The organism is Frankia sp. CeD (assembly GCF_000732115.1).
In the GTDB taxonomy this organism is placed as follows: Bacteria; Actinomycetota; Actinomycetes; order Frankiales; family Frankiaceae; genus Frankia; species Frankia casuarinae.
On sequence record NZ_JPGU01000021.1, the window covers coordinates 33,278 to 57,236 of the forward strand.

Sequence of the window (23,959 nt, forward strand, 5' to 3'; positions counted from 1 at the left end):
GAACCAGGCCGACTGCTTCGCCGGCCGCCAGGCCAAGAGCGCGCACGACGCCAAGCGCATCGCGTTCACCGACGCGCTGCAGGGCGCGCTGCTGTTCTACAGCATCGGCGACACCCGCGACAGTGGCTGGTTCGACCAGGAGGCGGCCTCCGCCCCGGGCGCCCACGGCACCCCCCGTCAACGCGCCCAGGCCTTCTCCTTCGGCTACCTGCGCGACAGCGACACCTGCCNCCGGCTCGGCCAGTCCGAGAGCGGAAGCGTGCCGCTGTTCTGACCCAGCTACGCCAGTAGCGGGGTGATGTTGGCCGGCTGAGGCTGCCACCAGGGCGTGACCGGCACCTCGCCGCCGCCCTCGACCGGCTCGACGCCCTGCCCGCCGCCACCTGACAGCTGGCCGCCGAGCCCCCGCGCACCCGTCGCACCACCCCACCCCGACCTCACAGCCACCCCCACACCCCGGAAAGGACCCCGGCCCNCCCGGAGCAACATTCGGGCTCTCGGCGTACCCGAAACCGGCCGGGAAGCCCTCCCCACCGATTTCGATCACGAAACCGACCGGCAAACAATCACCATCACGCTACTGGCGGATTTGGGTCTGACCCCGGCGCCGCACCGGTCAAATCCATCGAATTATCTGGTCACGATCCGTTCCCCGGTCACGTCGCACCGACCGAGACGGCCAGCGCCGGACGGACCGGGGCGGGCAGCCATCCCGCTCCGGGCCGGTTCGGCACCTGACGCCAGCCCAGGCCGGGCACGAGCAGGGCCAGCTCTCCGGAGGGACGCCGGGCCAGCGGGATCCGCTCCTCCCAGCGTGCCGCACCGGCTCCCGTCGGCACGGTGAACCCGACGACGAGCTCGTCGGGCAGCGTCGCACCGGCGATGCCGAGCTCGTCCGGTCCGAGCGGGGTGCCGGTCGTCACCGTGAAGGTGTGCGTGATCCCGGGAGCGTCCGCGGGCCCGGCGTTCGCGGGCCCGAATTGGACGGTTCTGGTCGTGGCACCCAACCGGATGTATAGGGTGCCACCGGAGCCACCAGCACCACCGGGATCGCGCGCCGTCACCTGGACGCGGACGCGGTTGCCGGCGACTTGGCGCAGCGCGGTGAAGGACCCGAAGTAGCTCGCGGGCGCGGCCGGGTCGACGATCTCGTCGGGACGCAGCCGGTAGACCGCCCGGCCCGGCATCCGGTCGGGCAGGGTGGCCGTGCCGGCACCGATGTCGGCGGCGTACACCACCGGCCCGGCGAGGTCCGGGGTGTTCCGCAGCATCTGGTACGGCACCTGGGTGTAACGGCTCGGGACGCCGGGCGTCACGACGACCACCGCCGGGGCCGGGTAGCGGTCCGGCAGCAGGGCGTCGAGGAACGCGTTGCGGTCGTTCACCCATCGCTGGCCGGCGACCTTGTCCGGGATCGCGTCCACAGTGAGGAGGATCAGGCCCGCGGCGGCGAGGACCGCGATGACGGGTCTGCGCAGACCTGATCCGCGCAGAACGGGTCGCCGCGGGACGGGTCGGGCCGGCGGAGAGCCGGTGCCGGGCCACGGGGAGAACCACCGTTCGCTCATGGACCACACCCGGCGGGCGCCGTCGGCGGCGAGAATCATGATCGGGGCGAACGCGGCCAGATGGTAGTGCGGACCGAGACCGTTGAGCAGGCCCGGCATCGCGAACGCCGAACCCCACCAGAAGAAGTAGCCGCCACCGACGGCGGCGACGATGACGACCAGCAGGACGCGCTCGGGACGGCGGTGCGCCCGCAGCGCGCCGAAGATCGCGAGTACGAGGACCGCGACGCCCCCGAACACCCAGCTCGGGGCCGCCACGACGGTGCCGTGCAGGGCCTCGAGGGCGAGCCGGCGGGTGAACAGGAACGTCGGCTCCGAGGGCAGGATGCGACGCGGCCCGAAACCGAAGCGGTCCAGCGGATCGGAGGCCGACAGCGGCGCCCGGAGCGCAGAACCGGTCACCCGCCGGCAGTACGCCAGGAGCACGACAACGAACGGCGCCAGGCCGGCGAGTGCCCAGGCGGTCCGGTGCGCCACGGCACGCATGAACCGACCNCCCGCGGACCGGCCACCCGCGGACCGCCACAGCCGCGCCAGCACGAACACCACGACGGGAACGGCGACGATCACCGCGTCGAAGGGCCGCAGGAGCAGGACGAATCCCAGGCCTGCCCCGCCGCCGATGAGCGACAGCCGCGCCCCGGTCCGGCCGCCACGCAGCAGCGCCGCGCACGCCAGGGTCAGCGTCGCGGCTCCGCACGCGTAGGCGAGGGGCAGCGAGGTGTGTACCAGGACGAGCGGGGACAGCGCGACGAACACCGCCGCCGTGACCGCGGTGACCGCGTCGTCGAAGAGCTCGCGGGCCAGCCGGTACGTCCCGGCCACCCAGCCGGCCGCCNCCAGGGCCGGGGCGACGGCCATGGTGGCGAACAACGCCTGGGACGCGGCGAGCAGCGCCGGCCACCCGGGAAGGTACTTGGTGAACACCCGCCCGTCGTGCTCCCCGGTCAGCCAGGGCCGGAAGAACGGCTCGACGGTGTTCGCGTCCAGGGTGAGGCGGCCGTCGAGCAGCATGCGCGCCTGCAGGACGTAGGCCGCCTCGTCCGCGTCACCCGAGCCGTGCCGGTACAGCGTCGCCTGCAGGACCAGGCTGACGACAAACGAACACCCGCAGATGGCCGCGACGATCAGCGCCGGCGTGCGGCCCGACCGGCGGGCCCGGCGGCGGGCCGCCGTCGACCCGCCGTCCATCTGATGGACCGGCTTCGACGCACACCGACACGGCATAACAGACAACGGCATAACAGACATAAGCGTAGACAGCCGGTAACTGGCCATGACTGCCGGGTACCAGGTCAAAGGGTTCCGGTCACCGGGTTCCGGTCACCGGCGGGTCCCGACGTTGACAGCGGGNCAGCGCGGCCCNGTGCCGGGCGGGNCGGCGNCCCCCCNGGAGGCCCGCCGGGCCCAGCGGTAGGCCTCCTTCTCGCTGCGGGAAACGACCACGTCACGCTGCCGCGGCATGACCACGTCACCCTGCCGCGGCGCCTCGCAGACCGTCAGGCGGACATGGCCCGAGCGGGCCCGCGGCACGCGCAGCACCCGACCGGCGGCGTGCGCGGGCGGCCGGCGCGACGCGACGAGGTAGGAGTACTTCTCGTCCTCGTACCCGAGCGCACCGTCCTTCATCGCCCGGTGCAGTGCGCTGCGCTCGACCCGCTGGCCGAAGTGGCACCAGTCCCCCGCCGTCATCGGGCAGTCGTCGTCGGCGGGGCAGGGCGCGGTGATGGTCGCGCCGGTCTCGACGAGCGCCGAGCGCGCGGCGCGGATCCGCGCGAAGCCGGCCGGGGTTCCCGCGTCGATGATGACCAACTCCGCCGCGGTGGCCCGCCACCACGCGGCCACGGCTGCGGCCCGGTCGCCGTCGGCGAGCTCGCCCAGCACATAGGCCGCCACTGTCAGGTCGGCCCGGTCCGCGCCGTCGCCGGGCGGGGTGAGCACGGACGTGCGCTGCCAGGTCGCGGTGCCCAGCGCCGGCGCGCCACCGCGGCGGGCCAGCCGGCGACCGACGTCGATCATCAGCGCGGACCGCTCGACCAGGACGGCCCGGGTCACGCCGGGGAAGACCGCCAGCGCGGCCCAGGTCGCCGTCCCGGGACCCGCGCCCAGGTCGAGGACGGACCCGGGCCGCCAGTCCGGGCGGCGCAGCGCCACCTCACCGAGAACCGCGCGGGTGACCGCCAGCGTCGCGGGCAGTCGGGCGGCGAGGTAGGCCTGGACGTGATCCGCCGTCAGCTCGCCGTCACCCGGTGTGGCGGTGTTCGCGCGATACCGGTCGGACAACTCCCGGTAGGCGCGGGACATCGCCCGCGCCGGCGGGGNCCCCACGGACGCGCCCGTCTCGGCCGCGGCCGCGGCGAGCAGACCGGCCACCACACCCTCGTGTCCCTCGTGTCCCTCGCGTCCCTCGCGTCCCTCGCGTCCCGACCCGTACCGCACGGTCGAAGCGTAGCCGCGGTGCCACGGCCCCGAACGAAATACGCTGACGCGAATCCCGCCCGGGGTGCCGCCGGTGCCCGTGGTGGGGGTCACGTCCAGGTCGACACGTCCAGGTCGACAACGTTGACCGACGAGCCAGCCGGCGGGGCAAGCCGACGGGTCAGAGCGAGGGCCCCGCGGTGGCCGCGGGAACCAGCCCGGCCGAGACGGTGTCGATGACGGCGGCCTGCTGGTCCGACAGATAGAAATGGCCACCGGGAAAGACCTTCAGCGTGAACGCACCGGTCGTGTGCGCCCGCCATTGTTCGGCCTCGGCCACGGTGGCCTTGGCGTCGGAATCCCCGACCAGCACGGTAATCGCCGTACCGATCACCGCGTCCGACGGGGCAGAATACGTTTCGATCGCCCGGTAGTCCGCCCGGGTGGGCGGCAGGATCAGCTTCAGTATTTCGGGATCGGCGAGGATGCGCGGGTCGGTTCCACCAAGCGCACGGATTTCCCGCAGAAAACCCTCGTCGTCCAGGAGATGCACGGATTCGGCGCGGGAGGCCGACGGGGCTCTGCGGCCGGATGCGAACAGCACGAACGGCACCGGGCCGCCCGCCGCCTCCAGCCGGCGGGTCACCTCGAAGGCGACGGTCGACCCCATACTGTGACCGAAGAACGCCAGCGGGCGGTCGGTGAGGGGACGCAGCACGTCGGCAATGCGGTCCGCGAGGGGTTCGATGGCCGTCTCGGGCCTCTCCGTCCGCCGGTCCTGGCGGCCCGGATACTGCACCGAACGCACCTCGGCGACCGGCGACAATGCCCTGGATAGCGGAACGTAGAAGCTTGCCGCGCCGCCCGCATGGGGAAAACAGACAAGCCGCGGGGCGCTCGCCGACGCCGGATGGAAACGCCTCAGCCACAGATCGACGTCACTGGACACGGCCACCGCCGCGGTCGGATACTCGCATGATGATAGTACACCGCTCTCGTGATGGAATCGAATTATCCGGGGAATCCCTCAGTCTCCAGCTTAGGCGATGCAAGGGTTCCCGGGGCTCTTTTCCGCTCGGCGTTCGACTCGGCGTTCGACACATCACCTCCGGCAACAGGACCACTAGGTGGCGGGCGGCCCGGTGTGGGAAACGGGAAAGTGTGGCGGGTTAGCAATGGCGGAGACTGTGGACCGTGACTAACCCTCTACAGTTCGGGCGCCGGGCGCCGGGGCGCCGGGGCGTGGCGGGTCGTCGACGGCCGCGGCCCGCATGCGGTCCACCACCAGTGTGGCGATCGCGGCGGCGACCGAAACGAGACCTCCGATGTAGAACCCGGCGCGGGCGCCACGGTGCTCGGTGAGCCAGCCGACGAACAGGGCACCTAGCGGCGTCGATCCCTGCAGGATCAGGGTATAGATCGCCATCACCCGGCCTCGGTACTGCGGATCGCTGCCGAGCTGGATGCGGTGGTTCGCCGCCTGAGCGAAGTAGATCGTCGCGAAGCCGGTAGGGATCAGGAGCACGGCCGCCGTGGCATAGCTGGGCGCCCAGCCGGTCACCGTCTCCAGCAGGCCGAACGCGAGCGCGGATCCGATCACCATGCCGGCCGACGGGCGGGTGCGGCGGGCGGTCGTCACGAGGGCCGCGAGCAGCGATCCGGCGGCGAGCCCGCTGGTGAGCAGCCCGAAGGCCGCCGCGTCGGCATGAAATACCGTCCTGGCGAGCAGGGGCACGGTGAGCTGGAAGTTCAGGCCGAACAGCCCGATCGTCGCGACGAGTCCAAGCACGAGCACCAGGTCCTCCCGGCCGAGCACGTACCGCAGTCCGTCGACGACGCGGGTGGAGGTCGCCCGGCGCGCGTCGCGGTGCATCTCGGCCGGGCGCATCATCCGCAGACCCACCACCGTCGCGAGGTAGCTCACGGCGTTGAACATCATGACCGGGCCGGTACCGAAGCCGCCGATCAACGGGCCGGCGACGGCCGGGCCGGCGACCCGGGCGACGTTGAAGTACGCCGCGCTCAGCGCCGACGCGTTGGGGAGGAGTTCGGCGCCGACCAGCTCGCTCACGAATGCCATCCGGGTCGGCATCTCGACGGCGTTCACGAGACCGAGGCCCAGTGCGAACAGGCAGATGTGCCACAGCCGGACCGTGCCGGTTAACACCAGCAGCGACAGCGCCAGGGCGAGCAGTCCGGAGGCCAGGTTCGCGACGGTCAGTAGCCGGCGTTTGTCGTAGCGGTCCGCGAGCCTTCCGCCGTAGAGGGTCAGCAACAGCATCGGGGTGAACTGCAGGGCGGTCACGAGGCCCAGGGCTGTTCCCGAGTCGCCGCTCAGCGAAAGGACGAGCCAGTCCTGGGCCACGACCATCATCCAGGTTCCCGTCACGGACAACACCTGGCCACCCGCGAAGAGCCGGAAATTGTAGACGGACAAGGAACGGAAGGTGCCCTTGATGATGGTCTTCTCCTCGGGACGACGAAGTCATGAGGCGAACAGCGCGCCCGGCCCCACTGCCCACATCGACAATGATGGGGCGCGCGGCCGAGACTGTCCCCGTTCTCGTGTTCTCGCCGTTGGGACTGTTCTCACCATCGGTAGCGATTCTCACTGTCGGTAGCGATTCTCACCATCGGGAGCGCTGGGAAGATTCGCCCGGTCCCCGCCCACCGTGCGAGAAGCGACACTCACGGCGGCGCGGGCCGGTCAATGGTCAGATCGCGCGGCCCGGGTTGAGGATGCCGGCCGGGTCGAAGACCTGACGGAGCCGGAGTTGCAGGTCGTGGCTGCGTGAGCCGAGCTCCGTGGCGAGCCAGCGCCGTTTGAGCACCCCGACGCCGTGCTCGCCGGTCACCGTTCCGCCCAGGTCCAGCGCGGTGGCGAAGATCTGCTCGGCGGCGTGCCAGGCACGCTCGGGGATGGCGGGGTCGGCGGGGTCGACGGGGNCGACGGGGNCGACGGGGNCGACCACGATGATGGGATGCAGGTTGCCGTCGGCGGCGTGGGCCAGAGTGAAGATGTCCACGCCGGTGGCGGCGCCGATCTCGACGATGCGCGCGGCGGCCTGCGCCATCCGGCCGCGCGGCACGGCGATGTCCTCGATGAGCACCCGGCCGAGGCGCTCCAGCGCGGGTAGCGCCGAGCGGCGCGCGGCGAGCAGCGCCTCCGCCGTGGCCTCGTCCACCGACCGCCGGACCTTCCTCGCCCGCTCGGCGAGAATGCCCTCGACGGCATCGGCCTCCTCTCCCGCGCCCGACCCGTCGGTCTGGACGAGCAGGAAGACCTCGCCGGCGGAGGCAAGGTCGCTGCCGGTGGCGGCGTCGACGGCCCGCACCGTGCGGCCGTCGAGCAGTTCGGCCACGGCCACGACGATCCCGGCGACGCCAAGCGCGGTGACGGCCTCGGCGGCCTCGGCGAAGGTGTCGAAGAAGGCCGCCAGGGTGACCGTGGAGCGCGGCGCGGGCCGCAGCCGCACGGTGGCGCCGACGACCACCCCGAGAGTTCCCTCCGATCCGACGAACAACCCGGTCAGGTCGTAGCCGGCGACCCCCTTGACGGTTCGCCGCCCGGTGCTGATGCGCTCGCCGTCTGCGAGGACGACGTCCAGACCGAGCACCGACTCCCGGGTCACGCCGTACTTCGCACAGCTCAGGCCCCCGGCGTTCGTCGCGATGTTCCCGCCGATGGTGGAGATGGCCGCGCTCGCCGGATCCGGCGCGTAGCACAGGCCGACCTCGCGGGCCGCCCGATCGAGATCGGCGGTGATCACGCCAGGCTCGACGACCGCGACCGCGTCGGTGACCGACAGCTCGCGGATGCGGTTCATTCCGGACAGGTCGAGCACGACGCTGCCCGCCGAGGCCGCGGCTCCCCCGGCGAGGCCGGTACCGGCGCCGCGCACCGTCACCGCTACCCGCGCCGCGCTCGCCGCCCGCAGCACCGCCTGGACGTCGGTCACCTCGCGCGCGAACGCGACGCCGATCGGGCGGCCCGCGGGCTGCCAGCCGGACCGGTCCCACCGGTGGGCGTTGACGACGGCCGGATCGGTGCTCCACTGCCCGGCCGGCAGCGCGACCGCGAACCGCGCCGGGGTCATTGCGGACCCGTGGCGACGGGCCGGTCGGGGTCGGCCGACCAGGCCGACCAGGAACCCGGGTACAGGGCGGCGTCGATGCCGGCGACGGCGAGCGCGGCGATCTCGTGGGAGGCCGTCACTCCGGATCCGCAGTACNCCCCGNCCGGCCGCGCCCGCCCGCCGGCCCCGTTCCCGTCGCCGCCGACGCCGACGTCGCCGCCGCCGACGACGCCGAGGGCCGCGAACCGGGCCCGCAGCTCGTCCCGGGGCAGGAACCGGCCACTCGCGTCGAGGTTCTCCCCCGTCGCGGCGCTCACCGCTCCCGGGATGTGGCCGGCGCGCGGGTCGATCGGTTCCACCTCGCCGCGATACCGCTCGGCCGCACGGGCGTCGAGGAGGACACCCTCGCGGGCCACCCGGGCGGCGCCGTCCGCGTCGAGCACCGGCAGCTGACCGGCGTGCAGGACGATGTCGCCGGGCGCCGAGATGATCTCGCCGGTCTCGAGCGGGAACCCGGCCTCCTGCCAGGCCGCGAGTGCCCCGTCGAGGATGCGGACGTCGGCGACGCCCGCCCAGCGCAGCAGCCACCAGGCCCGGGCGGCGGACAGCCCGCCGACCGCGTCGTAGACCACGACCGCACGCCCGGCGGTCAGCCCCCAGCGCCGGGCGGCCTGCTGGAGGTTGACGAGCTCGGGCAACGGATGCCGCCCGGCGGTCCCGCCCGGTGCGGCGGCGAGCTCGGTGTCCAGGTCGACGTAGACCGCGCCCGGCAGGTGGCCCTCGCGGTAGTGGTCGTGCCCGTGGGGGTCACCCAGGGCCCAGCGGACGTCGAGCAGCAGCGGCGGGCCGGGCGAGAGCAGCTCGTCGTGCAGACGTCTCACGTTGACGAGGACCTCCCCGAGCGCCACGCCGGCACGTGTCCTGCCGGCATCCGGGGCCACGTCGGCATAGGGGACCACGTCGGCATAGGGGACCACGTCGGCATAGGGGACCACGCCGGCATAGGGGACCACGCCGGCAGGTGCCGAGGCCAGCAGGGCGGCGAGGTCGGCCTGGTCGAATCCGCCCGGCGGCGTGCCGGTGCGCGCCGCGGTGGCGATCCGCCGCTGCACCCCGGCGTTGACCGGTGCCGCCAGCCCGTGCAGGCGGGCCAGCAGCACGATCTCGCCGTTGAGGAAGTCCGACTCGACCGACCCGCCACGCGCCAGGCTCTGCCAGGTGGAGCTGCCCTCCCGGGAGAAGCCGGGGATCTCGTGCGGAACGAGGCCGGACAGGTCGAGCCCGTCGTCCGGACAGACGCCGGCGGTCTCCACGCCGGCCGCGGCGAACACCCGCCGCGCCTCCTCGACCAGCACGGCAGCCGCCGCGTCGCGCAGCTCGCTCGGAGCGTAGATCGCGTCGAGGTTGTAGGCCAGATTGCCCAGCAGCTTGCCGGCCTTGCGTCGGTCGATGTCCGCGACGACCGCGACGGCGAACGAGGCTCGGCGCAGGTCGGCCGCGACAGCCTCGGCGGTCGGGTCGTCAACGGCGCCGCGAGGGGCGCGGCCCAGGTAGAAGGCCGCCGCGAGCGGGGCCGCCGGGGACACGACCTCGCCGGGTCGCACGTGCGAGGAGGGGCTGAGGACGACCGCGTCGATCACCGTGGCGAACCGGCGCAACGCCGTACGGGCGTTCTCGATCCCGTTCTGAAGCAGCACGACGGGCAGCGCCTCCGCCGCCGTGCGCCGCGTGCCGTCAACGTCAACCGGCCGCCATGCCCACTGCGCGAGCAGCGCCTCGGAGTCCTGCGACTTGGTGGCGAGGACGAGCACGTCGTCACCACGCAGGTCGACCTCGTCCGGGCCGCCGACGACGTCGAGGGGGATCCGCCGCTCGTCGGGCTCACCGCCGGGCGTGGCCGGCGGTCGGATGTAGCGCAGCCCGCCCGCCCGCAGCGCCGCGAGGTTCGCGCCCCGGGCCACGACGACGACGTCGATCCCGGCGAGCCGCAGCTCCACGGCGACGGTCGCGCCGACGGCCCCGGCTCCGATGACGATGTACCTGCGACTCACCGTGCGTACCCGCGACTCACCGTGCGTGCGTACCTGCGACTCATCGTGCGTCCTTTCCTTGGGCGGCGGCGAGTGCGGCCGCGAACCGTTGCCCGGGAATCGCGCCGAGCAGCTCGCGGGTGTGGTCCTGCGTCGGCGCGGTGAGGACGTCGGCCGCCGGAGCACTCTCGACGATGCGGCCGGCGCGCAGCACCGCGACCTCGTGGGCGAGCTGGGCCACGACGGCGAGATCGTGGGAAATGAAGAAGTAGGCGACCCCGAGCTCCTGCTGCAGCCGCAGGAGCAGGGTCAGGATCTGGTCCTGCACCGACACGTCGAGCGCCGAGACGGGTTCGTCGAGGAAGACCAGCTCGGGTTCGATCGCGAGTGCCCGGGCGATCGCGACCCGCTGGCGCTGGCCGCCGGAGAGCTCGATCGGCCGGCGGCCGCGGAACGCGGCGGGCAGGGCGACCTGATCGAGCAGCTCGCGCACCCGGGCGGCGCGGCTGGCCCGGTCGCCGACGCGGAAGGAGAGCAGCGGCTCGGCGATGCTCTCCCCGACGGTGAACCGCGGGTCCAGTGAGGAGAACGGGTTCTGGTGGACAAGCTGGAACCGCCGCCGCAGCGGCCGCAGCTGCGACCAGCCGGCGGAGGTGATGTCCTGCCCGTCGAGGTGGATCCGGCCGCTGGTCGGCTTCTCCAGGCCCATCGCGATGCGCGGCGCGGTGGTCTTGCCCGACCCGGACTCGCCGAGGAGGCCCAGGGTCTGGCCCGCCCGCACCGACAGGGACACCTCGTCCAGCGCCCGGAAGACCCGCTCCCCGCCCCGGGTCCGGGGCAGCCGGAAGTCCTTCGTGATCCCCTCTAGCCGCAGCAGCTCGGGAGCCGGGGGCGCCTCGGGGAAGCGCGGGACGAGGCCGCCGGTGGACGACAACGCCGGCGCCACCTCGATGAGGTGGCGGGTGTAAGGGTCGCGCGGGGTGCGCAGGATCGACGCCGGTGCCCCGCGTTCGACGACCCGGCCGCGCCGCATCACGACGACCCGGTCGGCCTGGTCGGCCGCGACCCCGAGGTCGTGGGTGATGATGAGCAGCGAGGTGCCGGACTCGGCAACCAGGCGGCCGAGATGGTCGGGGATCCGCCGCTGCACGGTGACGTCGAGCGCGCTCGTCGGTTCGTCGGCGACGATGAGGCGCGGATGCGCGGCGATCGCGATCGCGATGAGGACCCGTTGCCGCATGCCGCCGGAGAGCTGGTTCGGGTACTGCCGGGCCCGCAGGACCGGGTTGTCGAGCCCGGCCCGGTCGAGCGCCTCGACCACCTCGGCGGAGACGAGCCGCTTGTCAACGCCGCTGCGGCGCACGGCCTCGGCCACCTGCCCGCCGATCCGCATCGTCGGGTTGAGCCCGACCATCGGGTCCTGCGGGACCAGTCCGATCACCGTGCCGCGGATCGTCCGCAGCACCCGCTCGGACGCGCCGGTCACGCCGGTGCCCGCGACGGACAGCCCGGTGAGCTCCACGATGTTCCGGCCCGCCACGGCGTCCGCCTTCGTGCTCACCGTGCTCACGGCATTCACGCGCTCACCGTGTTCACCATGTTCACCGCTGCACCTCTTCGATCGTGCGGGCAATGTGGTTGAGGCTGAACACGACCAGCCCGACGAACAGACCCGGCAGCAGCGACAGCCAGGGGCTGGTGATGAGGAAGTTGCGCCCGTTCGAGATGAGTGTCCCCCATTCTGCCGCCGGTGGCGGGGCACCGAAGCCCAGGAAGCTGAGCGAGGAGATGACGAGCACGGCCGTCCCGAAGTCGAGGACCGCGAGCACCGCCACCGGACCCCACGAGTTGGGCAGGATGTGTTTCCACAGCACCCGACCCCAGGATGCGCCCCCGGTGCGGGCGGCCTCGACGTAGGCCTGGCCCTTGACCTGGAACACCTGGGCCCGGGTGGTCCGCGCGAACTGCGGCACGAGGGCCACCGCCACCGCGACCGCCATCGGCACCAGGCCGAACCCGAGGGCGGTGACGATCGCGAGCGCCAGCAGCAGCGGGATCGCGAGCAGAACGTCCACCACGCGCATGAGGAACACGTCGATCCAGCCGCCGAAGAATCCGGCGAGGACACCGATCGCGAGACCGACGACGACCGCGATGAGCACGGACGCCCCGGTTGCCCGGACCGTCATGGCGGAGCCGTGGATGACCCGGGTGAACAGGTCCCGGCCGAGTTCGTCGGTGCCGAACAGGTGGTGGAGGCTCGGGCCGCGCAGCTTCTCGGTGGGCGAGGTCGCGATTCCTGGCGAGGATGTTCTCGGGCATCAGTTCCTGCCTAGTTGACCCGGGGCGTCCACGCGACGCGTGGGTCGAGAAGCGAGTAGAGCAGGTCGACGAGCAGGTTGACGGTGACGAACAGGGCCGCGGCGATCAGGACGATCGCCTGCACGACAGGCACGTCCTGGCTGAGGACCGACTGCTGGGCCAGGAGCCCGATGCCGCTGCGGGAGAAGACGGTCTCGACGACCACGGCGTTCGCCACCATGTGGCCGACGAGGACGCCGAACAGGGTCAGCGCGGGCAGCACCAGGCTGCGCCACCCGTCCGTGCCCGTGGCCGGGAACCAGCCGAGGGAGAAGGCGAAGATCTGGATGAGCAGCAGCCCCACGAAGAAGGGCGGCAGCGAGATGGCGACGGCGGGCAGCCGGGGCAGCAGCGCCCGCGCCGGCCCCCACTGGAGGTAGCTGGCGAGGTAGGCGACCGTGACGCCGAGCACCGCCATGAGCACGACGGCGACCGCCGCGAGGGCGAGGGTCGTGGGCAGCTTGTCGGCGAGCAGCGCGCCGACGGTCGTGTTCTGGGTGAGCGAGAGGCCGAAGTCGAGGTGCAGCGCGTCCCAGAGGGGGCGAAAGTACTGCCCGGGCACGGGATCGTCAAGGCCGACGCGGACGCTGTCCTCGGCGATGTAGGTGACGTCGATGCCGTCGAGGTGGGCGGCGCCCTTGAAGGCGACCTTCACCGTGGTGGGGTCGACGACCGTCGTCGCCTTGTAGTTCGCCAGGTAGCTCAGGCCCAGCGTCGACTTGGCGCCGAGCGCGTGCAACCCGTCAAAGGCCGTCTTCACCGCAGCCGCGTCGAGCGTGGTGCCGTCGCTGAAGGTCACACCTTTACGCAGCGAGAACGTGTACTCGCTGGNGTCGGGGCTCACCGTCCAGCTGTTGGCCAGCCAGGGAACGATCTTCCCGGTGCTGGGATCCTGATCGGTCAGTGAGTCGGCGATGTTCCGGTCGAGGCTGCGCGTCTCTATCCAGTACACCTGGTTGGGGTCGACGCAGTTCTGGAGGTCCGACCAGAAGGCGATCTTCAGCCGCCCGCCGGGGACGGGGGTCCCGCCCGACGCCGTGCTGCCGCCGCCGTTCCCGCAGGCCGCGAGCGTGACGGTCGTGAGGACGGAGACGGCCGCTGCGGCCAGCCTTCGCGTCGTTCGGTGCCGGTGCGGGGTAGTCGGGGTAGTCGGGGTAGTCATGGTGATGGTGCTCCTGGAGGTGCTCCTGGAGGTGCTCCTGGACGAGACGACGAGGTCGGCGTCGATTCGGGTGGTGCGGGCGGGGCAGGGGACCGCACAGCGGGAGCTGCGGTGGCGAGGGTCCGGCGACCGGCGATCAGCAGCGCCGTGTCCTCCTGGGGGGGATGGACGCGGACGCAGTGCACGTCGCGCAGGTGCCGTTCGAGCGGGTTGTGCCGCGTCAGGCCGGGGTTGCCGATGGCTGCGACGGCGGTCTGCACGGCGGTGATGGCGGCCCGGGCGACGAGGGGCTTCGCGAGCACCGCACGCTCCGCGGCGTCCGGCGCGCCCTCATCGAAGCGGCGGGCCACCCCGAAGGCGACCTCCTCGGCGGCGACGAGCTGCGCCTCGATCTCCCCGGCGATCGTCTGGATCCGCTCGGTGGTGGCGATCGGCCGGCCCAGCGACGTCGGAACGCGTTCGTTCGCGAAGCGCACGAAGAACTCCTGTGCGGCCCGCGCCACCCCGACATACAGGGCGGTGGCGCCGATCGTGACGGCGGCCAGGCTCGTGTCGGCAGGCTGGGCGGAGCGGGGCACCCCCCGGAAGTTCCCGGTGGGGATCTCGACGTCGGTGTAGATCACGTCGTGGGTGCTGCTTGCCCGCAGCCCGAAGTGGTCCCAGGTGCGCACGATGCGGATTCCGGGGCTGTCAGCCGGCACGATCGCGTGTCCCAGCAACGGGTCGTCGTCCTCGGTCGCCGCCCATGCCAGGTGGTAGCTCAGGCCCTCCGAGCTCGTCGCGTAGCCTTTGTGCCCAGTCAGCACCCAACCGTCGGCGGTACGACGGATCTTCGTGGCGGGCAGTCCGCCGCGGACCGGGGCGCCCAGCTCCGGCTCGGCCCGGACGGCGTTGAGCAGGACCGGCCGGGTCAGCGAGTCGGCGATCATCGTCCGGTAAAGATCGTCGGGCCAGAAGGGATCGCGGGCCTGCCGCACGTGCTGGAAGACGGTCATCAGGGAGCGCAGCGCCGTCGGGAGCGCAGCGCCGTCGGGCCGGGCGGCGAGGACCGCGTCAACAGCAGCGACAGCAGGAGGATGCGAGGATCCCGAAGTCGACGACTCGCCGCCGCGTCAGCACGCACCGGCCGAGCGGGTCCCGCGCCCGACGGCAGGCCCCGGCCCGGGCCGTGACCAGCCCGTACGCCATGACCAGCCCATACTCGGATGCGCTCGACCTGCCGACCATGTTCCTGAGAGTGGTGCCTTTTCCAACCAATGTCCAACGCGGATTCGTGATCGAACTAATCACGAAACGTAANCAATTCGTGTTATAGTGCGCCCGTGTCCCCCGTGCTCGATGTAACGGCTTTGCGAAGTTTCGTCACCATTGCCGACTGCGGGGGCTTCCGCCGCGCCGCGCACCTGCTGTGTATCTCGCAGTCCGCCGTGAGCCAGCATGTCCGCCGGTTGGAGAAGGCGATCGGCCGCCCGCTGGTCGAGCCGGACGGTCGCGCCACCCGGTTCACTCCGGATGGTGAGCTGCTCCTGACCGCGGCCCGGCGGATCCTCGCCCTGCACGACGGCGCGCTCGAGCAGCTGGGGGTCGGCCGGCGGGAGGGCGGCGCGCCCGCGGAGCTTCGGACGATCACCGTCGGGGCGACCGAGCACGCCGCCGACCATCTGCTGCCGTTGTGGATGTCCACCCTGACCACCGGTTTTCCCGAGGCTCAGATCCGGTTCCGCCTCGACCGGGGAGCCCGGCTCACCGAGGCCCTCGACCAGGGTGCCGTCGACGTCGCCGTGCTCCTGGGAACGGCACGGGGCGCGGTGGCCCGCCCCGCCGGCTGCCTTCCCCTCGCCTGGTACGCCGCCGCCGGCTGGACTCCTCCGCCGCCGGACCGGCCGCTGCCCCTCGTGGCGATCAACGATCCCTGCACCATTCGCAGCCAGGCGTTGAGCACCCTGGCGCGGGTCGGGCGCACGGCATGGGTGGTCGGTGAGGCAGGCCATCTCGCCGGTGTGCTGCACGCCGCCCGCGCCGGGGTCGGGGTGGCTCTGCTCGCCGACGTCGGGCCGGTTCCCCCGGGGCTCGAACGGCGCCACGACCTGCCCGCCGTTGCGCCCGAACCCCTGCACGTGCGCGTGCGTCGCGGAGCGCCACCGCGGCTGGGCCAGCTGGTCGGTGACGCCGTCGAGGCCGCCCTGGCCTGAGCTCCGGCCCGGCATGACAGCGCTCCGGCCCGGCATGACAGCGGGTGGTTTCGGGCATGCCGAACATGGAGGTGGTCCGGATGACGGATGCGCTGTCGACGTTGGGCCCGCCGGCAGGCGTCACACAGCCGGACACAGTAGTGACGGATCTCCTCGAGATCCTGCGCCGGCATCTGCGGATGGACGTCGCGGGGCTGGCCCGGATCGACGGGGATCTGCTTGTCCTGCAGGTTCTCAGCGGGGACGCACGGGGGTTCAGGTTGGCGCCGGGTTCGACGATCCGCCGCGAGCATGCCCTGCTCGGGCGGGTGCTGTCCGGCGAGATACCGGAGATCGTCGCGGACACGCGCACCGATCCGCGCACCGCGGACGCGGGCGTCGTCCGCGAGTTGGGCGTCGGCGCGTACGCCGCGGCGCCGGTCGCCGACAACGACGGCGAGGTGTACGGCATAGTCGGCTGCCTCGCCCACGACGCGCTCCCCCACCCACGCGACCGCGACGTGCACTTCCTGCACCTGTTGGCGGCCTTCCTGAGCGACGCGGTCCTCGACCTGCACCGCCTGTGGGAACAGCGACGCCGCATCTGGCAGGAGGTGAGCGACCTCATCGACGCGGGCGGCCCAAAGATGATCTTCCAGCCGATCTTCAGGCTCACGGACGAGCGGATCGTCGGGGTCGAGGCGCTGTCCCGCTTCCCCCACACGACCGGCGATGCGCAGCAGTGGTACAACGACGCCGCAACCGTCGGCCTGAGCATCGAACTGGAACTCATGGCGATCCGCCACGCGCTGACCGTCCTGCCGACGCTCCCGTCCGACCTCACCCTCGCCGTCAACGCCTCGCCGTCCACCATCACCTCCGGCCTGGTCGACATCCTTCCCGACCGGGGGGCCGATCGCCTCATCGTGGAGATCACCGAGCACGAGCACATCGGCGACGACTCGGAGCTGCTGGTCGCCGTCGGCGTGCTGCGCCGCCGCGGGGTCCGCATCGCGATCGACGACGTCGGCACCGGCTACGCGGGCCTGGAACAGCTCATCCACCTGCGCCCGGAGATCATCAAACTGGATCGGGTCCTCACCCACGGGATCGACACCGATCCGGCCAGGCGCGCCATCGCGACGGGACTGGTGCAGGTCGCCGGCGAGATCGGCGGCTGCGTCATCGCCGAGGGCATCGAAACCCCGATGGAGCTCGACACGGCGATGGCGGCCGGGATCCCCTACGGCCAAGGCTACCTGCTCGGCCATCCCACCACGACCGCCGGGGCCGCCTGGGTGGAGCACTCCGCGCACCGGCCGACGGCCGCCGAACCGGAACCGGTGCCGGCCACCTCCTCCCGGCGGCTCGGCTGAGCCCGTGGCGGCTACCGGCTGGCCCCACAGCCGCAGCGCCAGCACGAGGTACCAGCCGGGGTGACGCCAAGGTGACAGTGTGGCTACCCGGCGGTTGCGCAGGCCATACGCTCACCAGCCATGACCGCGGTGGCTACGGGGGTACGGCGCCGGGCGGCGNCCCCGCCGGGCCGGCTGCGCCTGCTGTCCGTGCTCGTGGTCCTCGCGCTCGTCGCACTGTGGGTTNCCGCCCTCGGCGCCACGCAGACCCGCCGGCACGCGATCGACACCCTGACCAAGGACAGCGGCGCGTCCTTCATCGCCGCCCAGAGCCTGCGCGCCGAGCTCTGGGCGGCGGACGCCACGGCGGCCCGTGCCTTCCTCGCCGGCGGCGTCGAACCACCGGGGCAGCGTGCCGCCTACGCGCGCAGCATCGCCGCGGCGGGCGACCGCGTCGTCGATCTCGCCCGCGCCGGTGGTCCGCGCCAGCCCCTGGCCGTGCTCTGCGCGCAACTGCCCGTCTACACCGGCCTGGTCGAACGGGCCCGGGCGAACAACCGGCTCGGCCTCGCCGTCGGCGGGGCCTACCTGCGGCAGGCGTCCGCGCTGATGCGGGACACCATCCTGCCCGCCGCCGACGCGCTGGCCACCGCCGACGCCACCGACATCGACCACGGCTACCGGCGGGCGAGCTCCTGGCACCAGGNGTTCCTGGTCGGCGCCGTCGGCGCCGCGACGCTCGCCGGGCTCGTCGCGCTGCAGGTGCGGCTGTTCCGGCGCACCCACCGGATCCTCAATCTGCCGCTGCTCGCCGCCACGGCGCTCACCGCGATCATCCTCGGGTTGACGCTGACCGCGTTCGGCGTGGAACGTGGCCGTCTCGTCGAAAGCCGGGACCACGGGTACGTCCCGATGACGCTGACCGCGCAGGCCCGGGTGCTGGCATTACGGGCATGGGGTGACGAAAGCCTGTCGCTGGTCGCCCACGGCAACGGCGTGGAACTCGACGAGGACGCCCGCGCCGCGGCCGCCCGACTGGGCTACGACGACAGGGGGCGCCGGAGCGGGACCGGGGTTCTGCCGGCGACGGTGGCCCTGCGCGGCCCGGACGGCCCGGCCCGCGCCGCCCTGGAACCGGCCTGGCGCGGATACCAGGCGACAAGCCTGCGGGTCGGTAACCTGGTGTCCGATGTCGGCGGGTTCCAGCAGGCGGTGGCCGTGGCGCTCGGCGAGGGCACGACCTCCTTCACCCGGTTCGACGACGCCTCGGAAGCGGTGTTCACGACCAGCCGTACCCGCTTCGAAGCGCGCCTGTCCGCCGCCGGCGAGGCGCTGAACCGCCTGCCGCTCGGCGCCACCGTGGCGCTCGGGCTCGCCGCGGCCCTGGCCTTCGTCGGCATCCAGCTGAGAATCAACGACTACCGGTGAGCCGATGATGATCATCCGGGTCGCGACGGCGCGAGCGGTGACGGTACTGATTACCGTCGCCCTGGCGGTCGGCGTCACCGCCTGCGGCACGGTCGACAGTCCGCTGCCGGCCCAGGCCCGACCCCTGGCCCCCGCGACGCCGACGCCCCCGCGGCCCGCCGCCCTCACGCCTGCCGCCCTCACGCCTGCCGCCGCGGCCGTGACGCCGACACCCACCTGCGACGATCCGCAGGCCAGCTGGCGCCCGCCGGGCCGGCTGCCCTCGCCGGGCGCGATGCCCACGGGCACCGTCCTGGAGACGATCGAACGCCGCGGCTACCTCATCGCCGGGGTGCTGGCCGACGTCCCGCCCTTCGGGTCAATCAGCCCGTTCACCGGCCAGTTCGAGGGCTTCGACGTGGAGATCGCCAACCTGGTCGGCCGGAGGATCTTCGGCGCGGACGGACACGTGCGGTTCCGCGCGGTCACCTACGCCGAGCGCATCCCGGTCCTGCGCGACGGCGCCGTCGACGTCGTCGTGGCGACCATGACGACGAACTGCGAGCGGCGCGCGCTGGTGGACTTCTCCGCCGTCTACTACAACGAGACGCAACGGGTCCTGGTCCCCCGCGACTCGCCGTACCAGGGGATGGACGATCTCGGTGGGCGACGGGTCTGCACGGCGGCCGGCGCGGCGGCGACCATCCGGCGGGCACCGTCGCGCCCGGTGCTGCGCACCGTGCCGAACATCGCCGACTGCCTCGTGCTGCTCCAGGCCGGGGAGGTCGACGCCGTCATGACCACCACGGCCATCCTCAACGGGATGGCCGCCCAGGACCCGCGGCTGTACGTTGTCGGACCGGCCTTGTCGGACGAGCCGGACGCGGTCGCCGTCAGCCTCGACCATCCGGAACTGACCCGCTTCGTCAACGGCGTGCTGGCCCGCGCGATCGCCGACGGCACCTGGAAACGGCTGGCCCGGCGGTGGCTGTCGGCACCGTTCGCCCCGCCGCCGACGCCACCGGTCGCCCGCTACCGGGACTGACCGATGATGATCTCTCGGTGGGAGATGGACGCGGTCCTGACCCGGCTGCGTTCGGGGGGCGCTCCCCCTCGCCCACCCCTCACCTCAACCCCGATCTCAACCACGATCTCAACCACGATCTCAACCGAGGAGCGTGCGTGAACGCGGTCATCCCCTGCCCGGAGCCGGACTGCGGCGGCGTCGTCGAGGACGGGTCGCGGACCGCACCGAGCCGGCTGGGCGCGGGTCTGGTCGAGGTGCCCGAGCCCGACGTGCCCGAGCCCGACGTGCCGGACCCGGCGTCGATGCTGCTGGCGGACCCGCAGATCCCGGAACGGCGGCGGGCCTGTGCCGGGTGCGGCGCGCCGGTGGGACGCGCCCGGGGCCGCCGGCCCGCGCGTCCCGAGGGCTTCTGCCCGGGATGCGGCCAGCCGTTCTCGTTCCGTCCCACGCTGCACGCCGGTGACCGCGTCGGGCCGTACGAGATCGCGGGGGCCCTCGCGCACGGCGGCCAGGGCTGGATCTACCTCGCCCGGGACCCGAGCGTCGCGGAGGGCTCCTGGGTCGTGCTCAAGGGCCTGCTCGACTCCGGCGACCGCGAGGCACAGGCCGCGGCCATCGCCGAGCGCCGGTTCCTGGCCTCCGTCGACCATCCGGCGATCGTGCGGATCTTCACCTTCGTCGAGCATGCCGGCACGAGCTACATCGTGATGGAGTACNTCGGCGGCACCTCGCTGCGGGAGGTGCTGTGCCGGCGTCGGGCCGACGCCGGCCGGCCCGACCCGCTGCCGGTCACCCAGGCCGTCGCCTACCTCCTCGCGGCGCTGCCCGCCTTCGCCTACCTGCACCGAAACGGCCTGGTGTTCGGCGACTTCACACCCGACAACGTGATGCTCGGCCGGGAGACACCGCGCCTGATCGACCTCGACGCGATCCGTCGCATCGACGACGGCGCAGTAGCCGGAGCCGGCTGCGGCACCCTCGGCTACCAGGCACCCGAGGTGCCCACCACCGGCCCCTCGGTCGCCTCCGACCTGTTCGCCGTGGGACGCACTCTCGCGACCCTCATCCTGGACTTCCGCGGTAACACCTCGACCTACCTGCACACGATGCCACCGGCGGCGGACCATCCCGTCCTCGCCCGGCACGAGTCGCTGTACCGGTTCCTGCTCAAGGCGACCGCGCCCGATCCCGACCGCCGCTTCACCGGCGCCGAGGAGATGCACGACGAACTGCTGGGGGTGCTGCGGGAGATCGTCGCGGCCGAACGCGGGACACCGGCCCCGGCGCCGGCGCCGAGCCGGCGGTTCACCGGCGACCTCCACCCCACCGGCGAAGGTGGCCTCACCGGCGAAGGTGGCCTCACCGCGCTGCCGCCGTGGTCGGTGCTGCCCCGGCTACGGGCCGACCCCGACGACCCGGCGGCGGACCCGCTCACCGCCCTGCCGGACCTCGCGCCCGAGCAGCTCGCCGAGCTGCTCGGTGCGATGGGAACCACCAGCGTCGGGGCGCGCCTGCACCTGGCCGACCTGCGGATGCGCCTGGGCCGGACCGCCGCCGCCCGCGAGATGCTCGCCGAGATCGAGGCGGAGGACCCCTTCGAGTGGCGGGTGGACTGGCAGCGCGGGCTGCTGGCACTCGCCGACGGCGACACCGCCGCGGCCCGCGGCGCGTTCGACCGGGTCTACGACGAGGTCCCGGGCGAGCTCGCGCCGAAGCTGGCGCTGGCGCGCACCGCGGAGGCCGCCGGCGACCTCCCCCGGGCGCAGCAGCTGTATGACCTGGTGTCGCGCACCGACGACGCGTTCACCGGCGCGGCGTTCGGGCTGGCGCGGGTGCGGATCGCCGCGGGCAACCGCGACGGTGCGGTGNCCGCCTACCGCCGGGTACCACCGGCCTCGGCCGCCCACGTCGACGCCCAGATCCGGCTGGCCCGGGTACTCGGCACGGTGACCGTGGCCGGCGTCCCCAACCGGGCCGGCATCATGGCCGCGTCGGACGTGCTGGCCGGCCTGGACCTCGACTCGGGCCGCCGGGCCGCTCTCACCCGGGATCTGCTGACCACCGCGCTCGACCTGGTGGCGGCCGGCACGCTCCCGGTGGACCCGGGCGTCACGGTCGCCGGTGCCGCACTGCGGGAAGCGGACCTGCGCTTCGGCCTGGAACGCGCCTACCGGGAGCTCGCCCGGCTGGCCGCGACCACCGACGAGCGGTACGCCCTCGTCGACCTCGCCAACCGTGTCCGCCCGCGGACCCTGGTATGAACGCCGGACAGCGGCCGGGACCGGCGTCGGGGCCACGGGACCCCGGCCTGGCGGACCCCGGCACGGCGGACCCCGGCACGGCGGGACGCTGCCCCGGCTGCGCGGCGCCGGTCCTTCCCGACGACCGGTTCTGCGAACGCTGCGGCGTGGCCCTGACGGCGGCCGGCCGCGAGCCCGGCGACCGGATCGATGTCGACCTGACGATCGCGGCCGGCGTGTCGGACCGCGGCCTCGTCCACCGGAGCAACGAGGACGGGTTCGCCCTCGCCGTCGTCGGCCCACCCGGGCCAGCCGGCCCGGCCTATCCAGCCGACCTGCCCGGCCCGGCCCGCCCGGCGGTCGTGGCGGTCGTGTGCGACGGGGNGTCGACGGCTCCCGGCTCGGGACCGGCCGCCGTGGCCGCTGCCCGGGACGCCACCGCCTTCCTGGCCGACGCCGTGGGCACGCCGAGGTCTCCCGAGCCGACGGGCGGCGGCGTCCCCTGGGAGAACGCCGCGCTGCGGGCGGCGGCCGCGGCCGCCCAGCGCAGCGCCGTCGCCTCGATCACCAGCCCCGACGACGCGCCGGCCTGCACGTTCGTCGCGGCGATCGTGACGGCGGACCGGCTCGCCGTCGGCTGGCTCGGGGACAGCAGAGCCTACCTACTCGGCCCGCGGGGCGCGCACCTGCTGACCGAGGACGACACGCTGGCGGCCGAGGCGGTGCGGGCCGGCCTGCTTCCGACCGAGCTGGCCGAGACGGCGCCCGGCGCCCACACCATCACCCACTGGATCGGGACGGGCAGCGGGTCGGCGGTACCGCGCGTCGTCTCGCTGCCCCTCACCGGGCCGGGACGGGTGGTGCTGTGCAGCGACGGGCTGTGGAACTACGCCTCGGCCGCCACGGCCCTCGCCGGTCACGTCGGGCGCCTGCCGGCGGACGCGCCCGCCGCCGCGGTCGCCCACCATCTCGCCTCGGTGGCGCTGGCCGCCGGCGGCGCGGACAACATCACCGTGGTCGTCATCGACATATTCTGACTCAGCTCCAGAATTGCGAGGTCTAAACCGACGGAATCAAGTGGTTATGGCGACGCATGCTTTGCCGGCAAATCCTGGCTCGACCGGATCCCCAGGGACACCGGTCGAGCCAGGGGCGTCACCGATCAGGTCGTTGATCAGGTCGTTGATCAGGTCGCCGATTAAGGTCGTTGATTAAGGTTGTTGATCAGATGGAGAAGTCCTCGCCGTGCCACACACCGGCCTGGGGCGGGCGGATCGTGGGACGGGCTGCGACCCGCCCGTCGGCGCGGCCGTCGGTGTTCCCGGTGTTCCCGTCGAGCACCGCCTCCAGCTGGTCGACCCGGGTGAGCAGGGACTTCAGGCTGACGCCGACGAGGTCGGGGAGCACGTCGTCCTGACCGGGCAGGGCGGTGGCCGGCCGGGGACGGCTGGGGGTGATGACCTGGCCGGGGACGCCAACGACCACTGAGCCGGGCGGCACGGGCCGCACGACGACGGCGTTGGCCCCGATGCGGCTGTCCGAGCCGACGGTGATGTTGCCGAGAACCTTGGCGCCGGCACCGATGATCACTCGGTCGCCGATGGTGGGGTGCCGCTTGGTCGGTTCCAGGCTGGTGCCGCCGAGGGTGACCCCGTGGTAGATCGTGACGTCGGCGCCGACCTCGGCGGTCTCCCCGATGACCACGCCGGTGGCGTGGTCGATGAAGACGCCGGGGCCGAGCGTGGCGGCGGGGTGGATCTCGACCCCGGTGAGCATGCGGGTGAGCGTGGCAACCACGCGCCCGGGCAGCCGCAGGTCACGGGTCCACAGCCAGTGGCTGATCCGGTGGCCCCAGACGGCGTGCACGCCGGGATAGCACAGGGCGATCTCGAGGGTGGAGCGGGCGGCCGGATCCCGTTCCTTCACCGTGCGCAGGTCATGGCGCAGCGTCGAGAGCACAGCCGGTCACCCGAGCCCGGCGAACAACGGTGTGCTCAGGTAGCGCTCGCCGAAGTCCGGAAGCACGACGACGACCAGCTTCCCGGCGTTCTCCGGGCGGCGGGCTACCTGCAGCGCCGCCGACACCGCCGCGCCCGAGGAGATGCCCACCAGGAGTCCCTCCTCCTGGGCCAGCCGGCGGGCCA

The 23,959-nt window shown here is 73.0% G+C and carries 17 protein-coding genes and 3 pseudogenes (2 of these 20 cut by a window edge); 7 read left to right on the top strand and 13 right to left on the bottom strand.

All coding sequences use genetic code 11. The features are described from left to right. Positions 1-274: pseudogene (locus CED_RS12870) on the top strand (metalloprotease) (it extends 530 nt beyond the left edge of the window). 5 nt (positions 275-279) lie between these two features. On the opposite strand, the gene CED_RS24310 reads toward CED_RS12870, so the two are convergent. From CED_RS24310 to CED_RS12920, 11 genes and pseudogenes are all read right to left on the bottom strand, one after another. After that, a complete protein-coding gene (locus CED_RS24310; protein WP_157493410.1) occupies positions 280-447 on the bottom strand; it encodes a hypothetical protein in 168 nt (55 codons plus the stop codon). 209 nt (positions 448-656) lie between these two features. After that, a complete protein-coding gene (locus tag CED_RS12875; RefSeq protein ID WP_235187063.1) occupies positions 657-2,759 on the bottom strand; it encodes a hypothetical protein in 2,103 nt (700 codons plus the stop codon). Between the two features lie 132 nt (positions 2,760-2,891). Beyond that, positions 2,892-4,007 (bottom strand): small ribosomal subunit Rsm22 family protein, encoded by a 1,116-nt coding sequence (locus CED_RS12880; RefSeq protein ID WP_152569740.1) that lies wholly within the window; start codon positions 4,005-4,007, stop codon positions 2,892-2,894. A 160-nt stretch (positions 4,008-4,167) separates the two neighbouring features. Then, positions 4,168-4,941 carry a thioesterase II family protein gene (locus tag CED_RS12885; protein WP_011436824.1) on the bottom strand — a complete coding sequence of 258 codons (774 nt, stop codon included), beginning with the start codon at positions 4,939-4,941 and terminating at the stop codon, positions 4,168-4,170. A 243-nt stretch (positions 4,942-5,184) separates the two neighbouring features. Next, positions 5,185-6,423, bottom strand: coding sequence for an MFS transporter (locus CED_RS12890; protein ID WP_011436825.1), 1,239 nt, complete (start codon positions 6,421-6,423; stop codon positions 5,185-5,187). Positions 6,424-6,700: 277 nt separating this feature from the next. After that, complete coding sequence (locus CED_RS12895) at positions 6,701-8,083, bottom strand: FAD-binding oxidoreductase (protein WP_051868792.1); 1,383 nt, start codon at positions 8,081-8,083, stop codon at positions 6,701-6,703. Beyond that, positions 8,080-10,113 (bottom strand): rhodanese-like domain-containing protein, encoded by a 2,034-nt coding sequence (locus CED_RS12900; RefSeq protein WP_035910858.1) that lies wholly within the window; start codon positions 10,111-10,113, stop codon positions 8,080-8,082. Before CED_RS12900 ends, CED_RS12895 begins: the two co-directional genes overlap by 4 nt. A gap of 40 nt (positions 10,114-10,153) precedes the next feature. Beyond that, complete coding sequence (locus tag CED_RS12905) at positions 10,154-11,671, bottom strand: ABC transporter ATP-binding protein (RefSeq protein ID WP_035732766.1); 1,518 nt, start codon at positions 11,669-11,671, stop codon at positions 10,154-10,156. 22 nt (positions 11,672-11,693) lie between these two features. Further along, positions 11,694-12,404, bottom strand: a pseudogene (locus CED_RS12910) (ABC transporter permease); the annotation flags it as partial. A 20-nt stretch (positions 12,405-12,424) separates the two neighbouring features. Beyond that, positions 12,425-13,615 carry an ABC transporter substrate-binding protein gene (locus CED_RS25320; protein ID WP_051868793.1) on the bottom strand — a complete coding sequence of 397 codons (1,191 nt, stop codon included), beginning with the start codon at positions 13,613-13,615 and terminating at the stop codon, positions 12,425-12,427. Further along, positions 13,612-14,610 (bottom strand): acyl-CoA dehydrogenase family protein, encoded by a 999-nt coding sequence (locus tag CED_RS12920; protein ID WP_011436831.1) that lies wholly within the window; start codon positions 14,608-14,610, stop codon positions 13,612-13,614. Before CED_RS12920 ends, CED_RS25320 begins: the two co-directional genes overlap by 4 nt. Before the next feature lie 327 nt (positions 14,611-14,937). Between CED_RS12920 and CED_RS12925 the strand changes: the two genes are divergently transcribed. The 6 genes from CED_RS12925 to CED_RS12950 all read left to right on the top strand — a co-directional run bounded on the left by CED_RS12925 (position 14,938) and on the right by CED_RS12950 (position 22,852). After that, the gene (locus CED_RS12925; protein ID WP_011436832.1) at positions 14,938-15,807 is read left to right on the top strand and encodes a LysR family transcriptional regulator; all 870 of its coding nucleotides are present in this window, start codon (positions 14,938-14,940) and stop codon (positions 15,805-15,807) included. A gap of 80 nt (positions 15,808-15,887) precedes the next feature. Further along, positions 15,888-17,162 (top strand): EAL domain-containing protein, encoded by a 1,275-nt coding sequence (locus tag CED_RS12930; RefSeq protein ID WP_232235112.1) that lies wholly within the window; start codon positions 15,888-15,890, stop codon positions 17,160-17,162. Positions 17,163-17,282: 120 nt separating this feature from the next. Continuing rightward, on the top strand, positions 17,283-18,569 hold the full coding sequence (locus CED_RS12935) for a hypothetical protein (RefSeq protein ID WP_035910861.1): 1,287 nt from the start codon (positions 17,283-17,285) through the stop codon (positions 18,567-18,569). Positions 18,570-18,573: 4 nt separating this feature from the next. Further along, positions 18,574-19,593: a glutamate ABC transporter substrate-binding protein gene (locus CED_RS12940; RefSeq protein ID WP_035910862.1), complete on the top strand. Its 1,020-nt coding sequence runs from the start codon at positions 18,574-18,576 to the stop codon at positions 19,591-19,593. Between the two features lie 137 nt (positions 19,594-19,730). Beyond that, complete coding sequence (locus CED_RS12945) at positions 19,731-21,836, top strand: serine/threonine-protein kinase (protein ID WP_235187064.1); 2,106 nt, start codon at positions 19,731-19,733, stop codon at positions 21,834-21,836. Next, a complete protein-coding gene (locus CED_RS12950) occupies positions 21,833-22,852 on the top strand; it encodes a protein phosphatase 2C domain-containing protein (RefSeq protein WP_035910866.1) in 1,020 nt (339 codons plus the stop codon). Before CED_RS12945 ends, CED_RS12950 begins: the two co-directional genes overlap by 4 nt. Before the next feature lie 187 nt (positions 22,853-23,039). Here the strand turns inward: CED_RS12950 and cysE are convergent, their stop codons facing one another. Beyond that, positions 23,040-23,774, bottom strand: coding sequence for a serine O-acetyltransferase (cysE, locus tag CED_RS12955; RefSeq protein ID WP_011436838.1), 735 nt, complete (start codon positions 23,772-23,774; stop codon positions 23,040-23,042). Between the two features lie 6 nt (positions 23,775-23,780). Further along, positions 23,781-23,959: pseudogene (cysK, locus tag CED_RS12960) on the bottom strand (cysteine synthase A) (it continues 751 nt past the right edge of the window).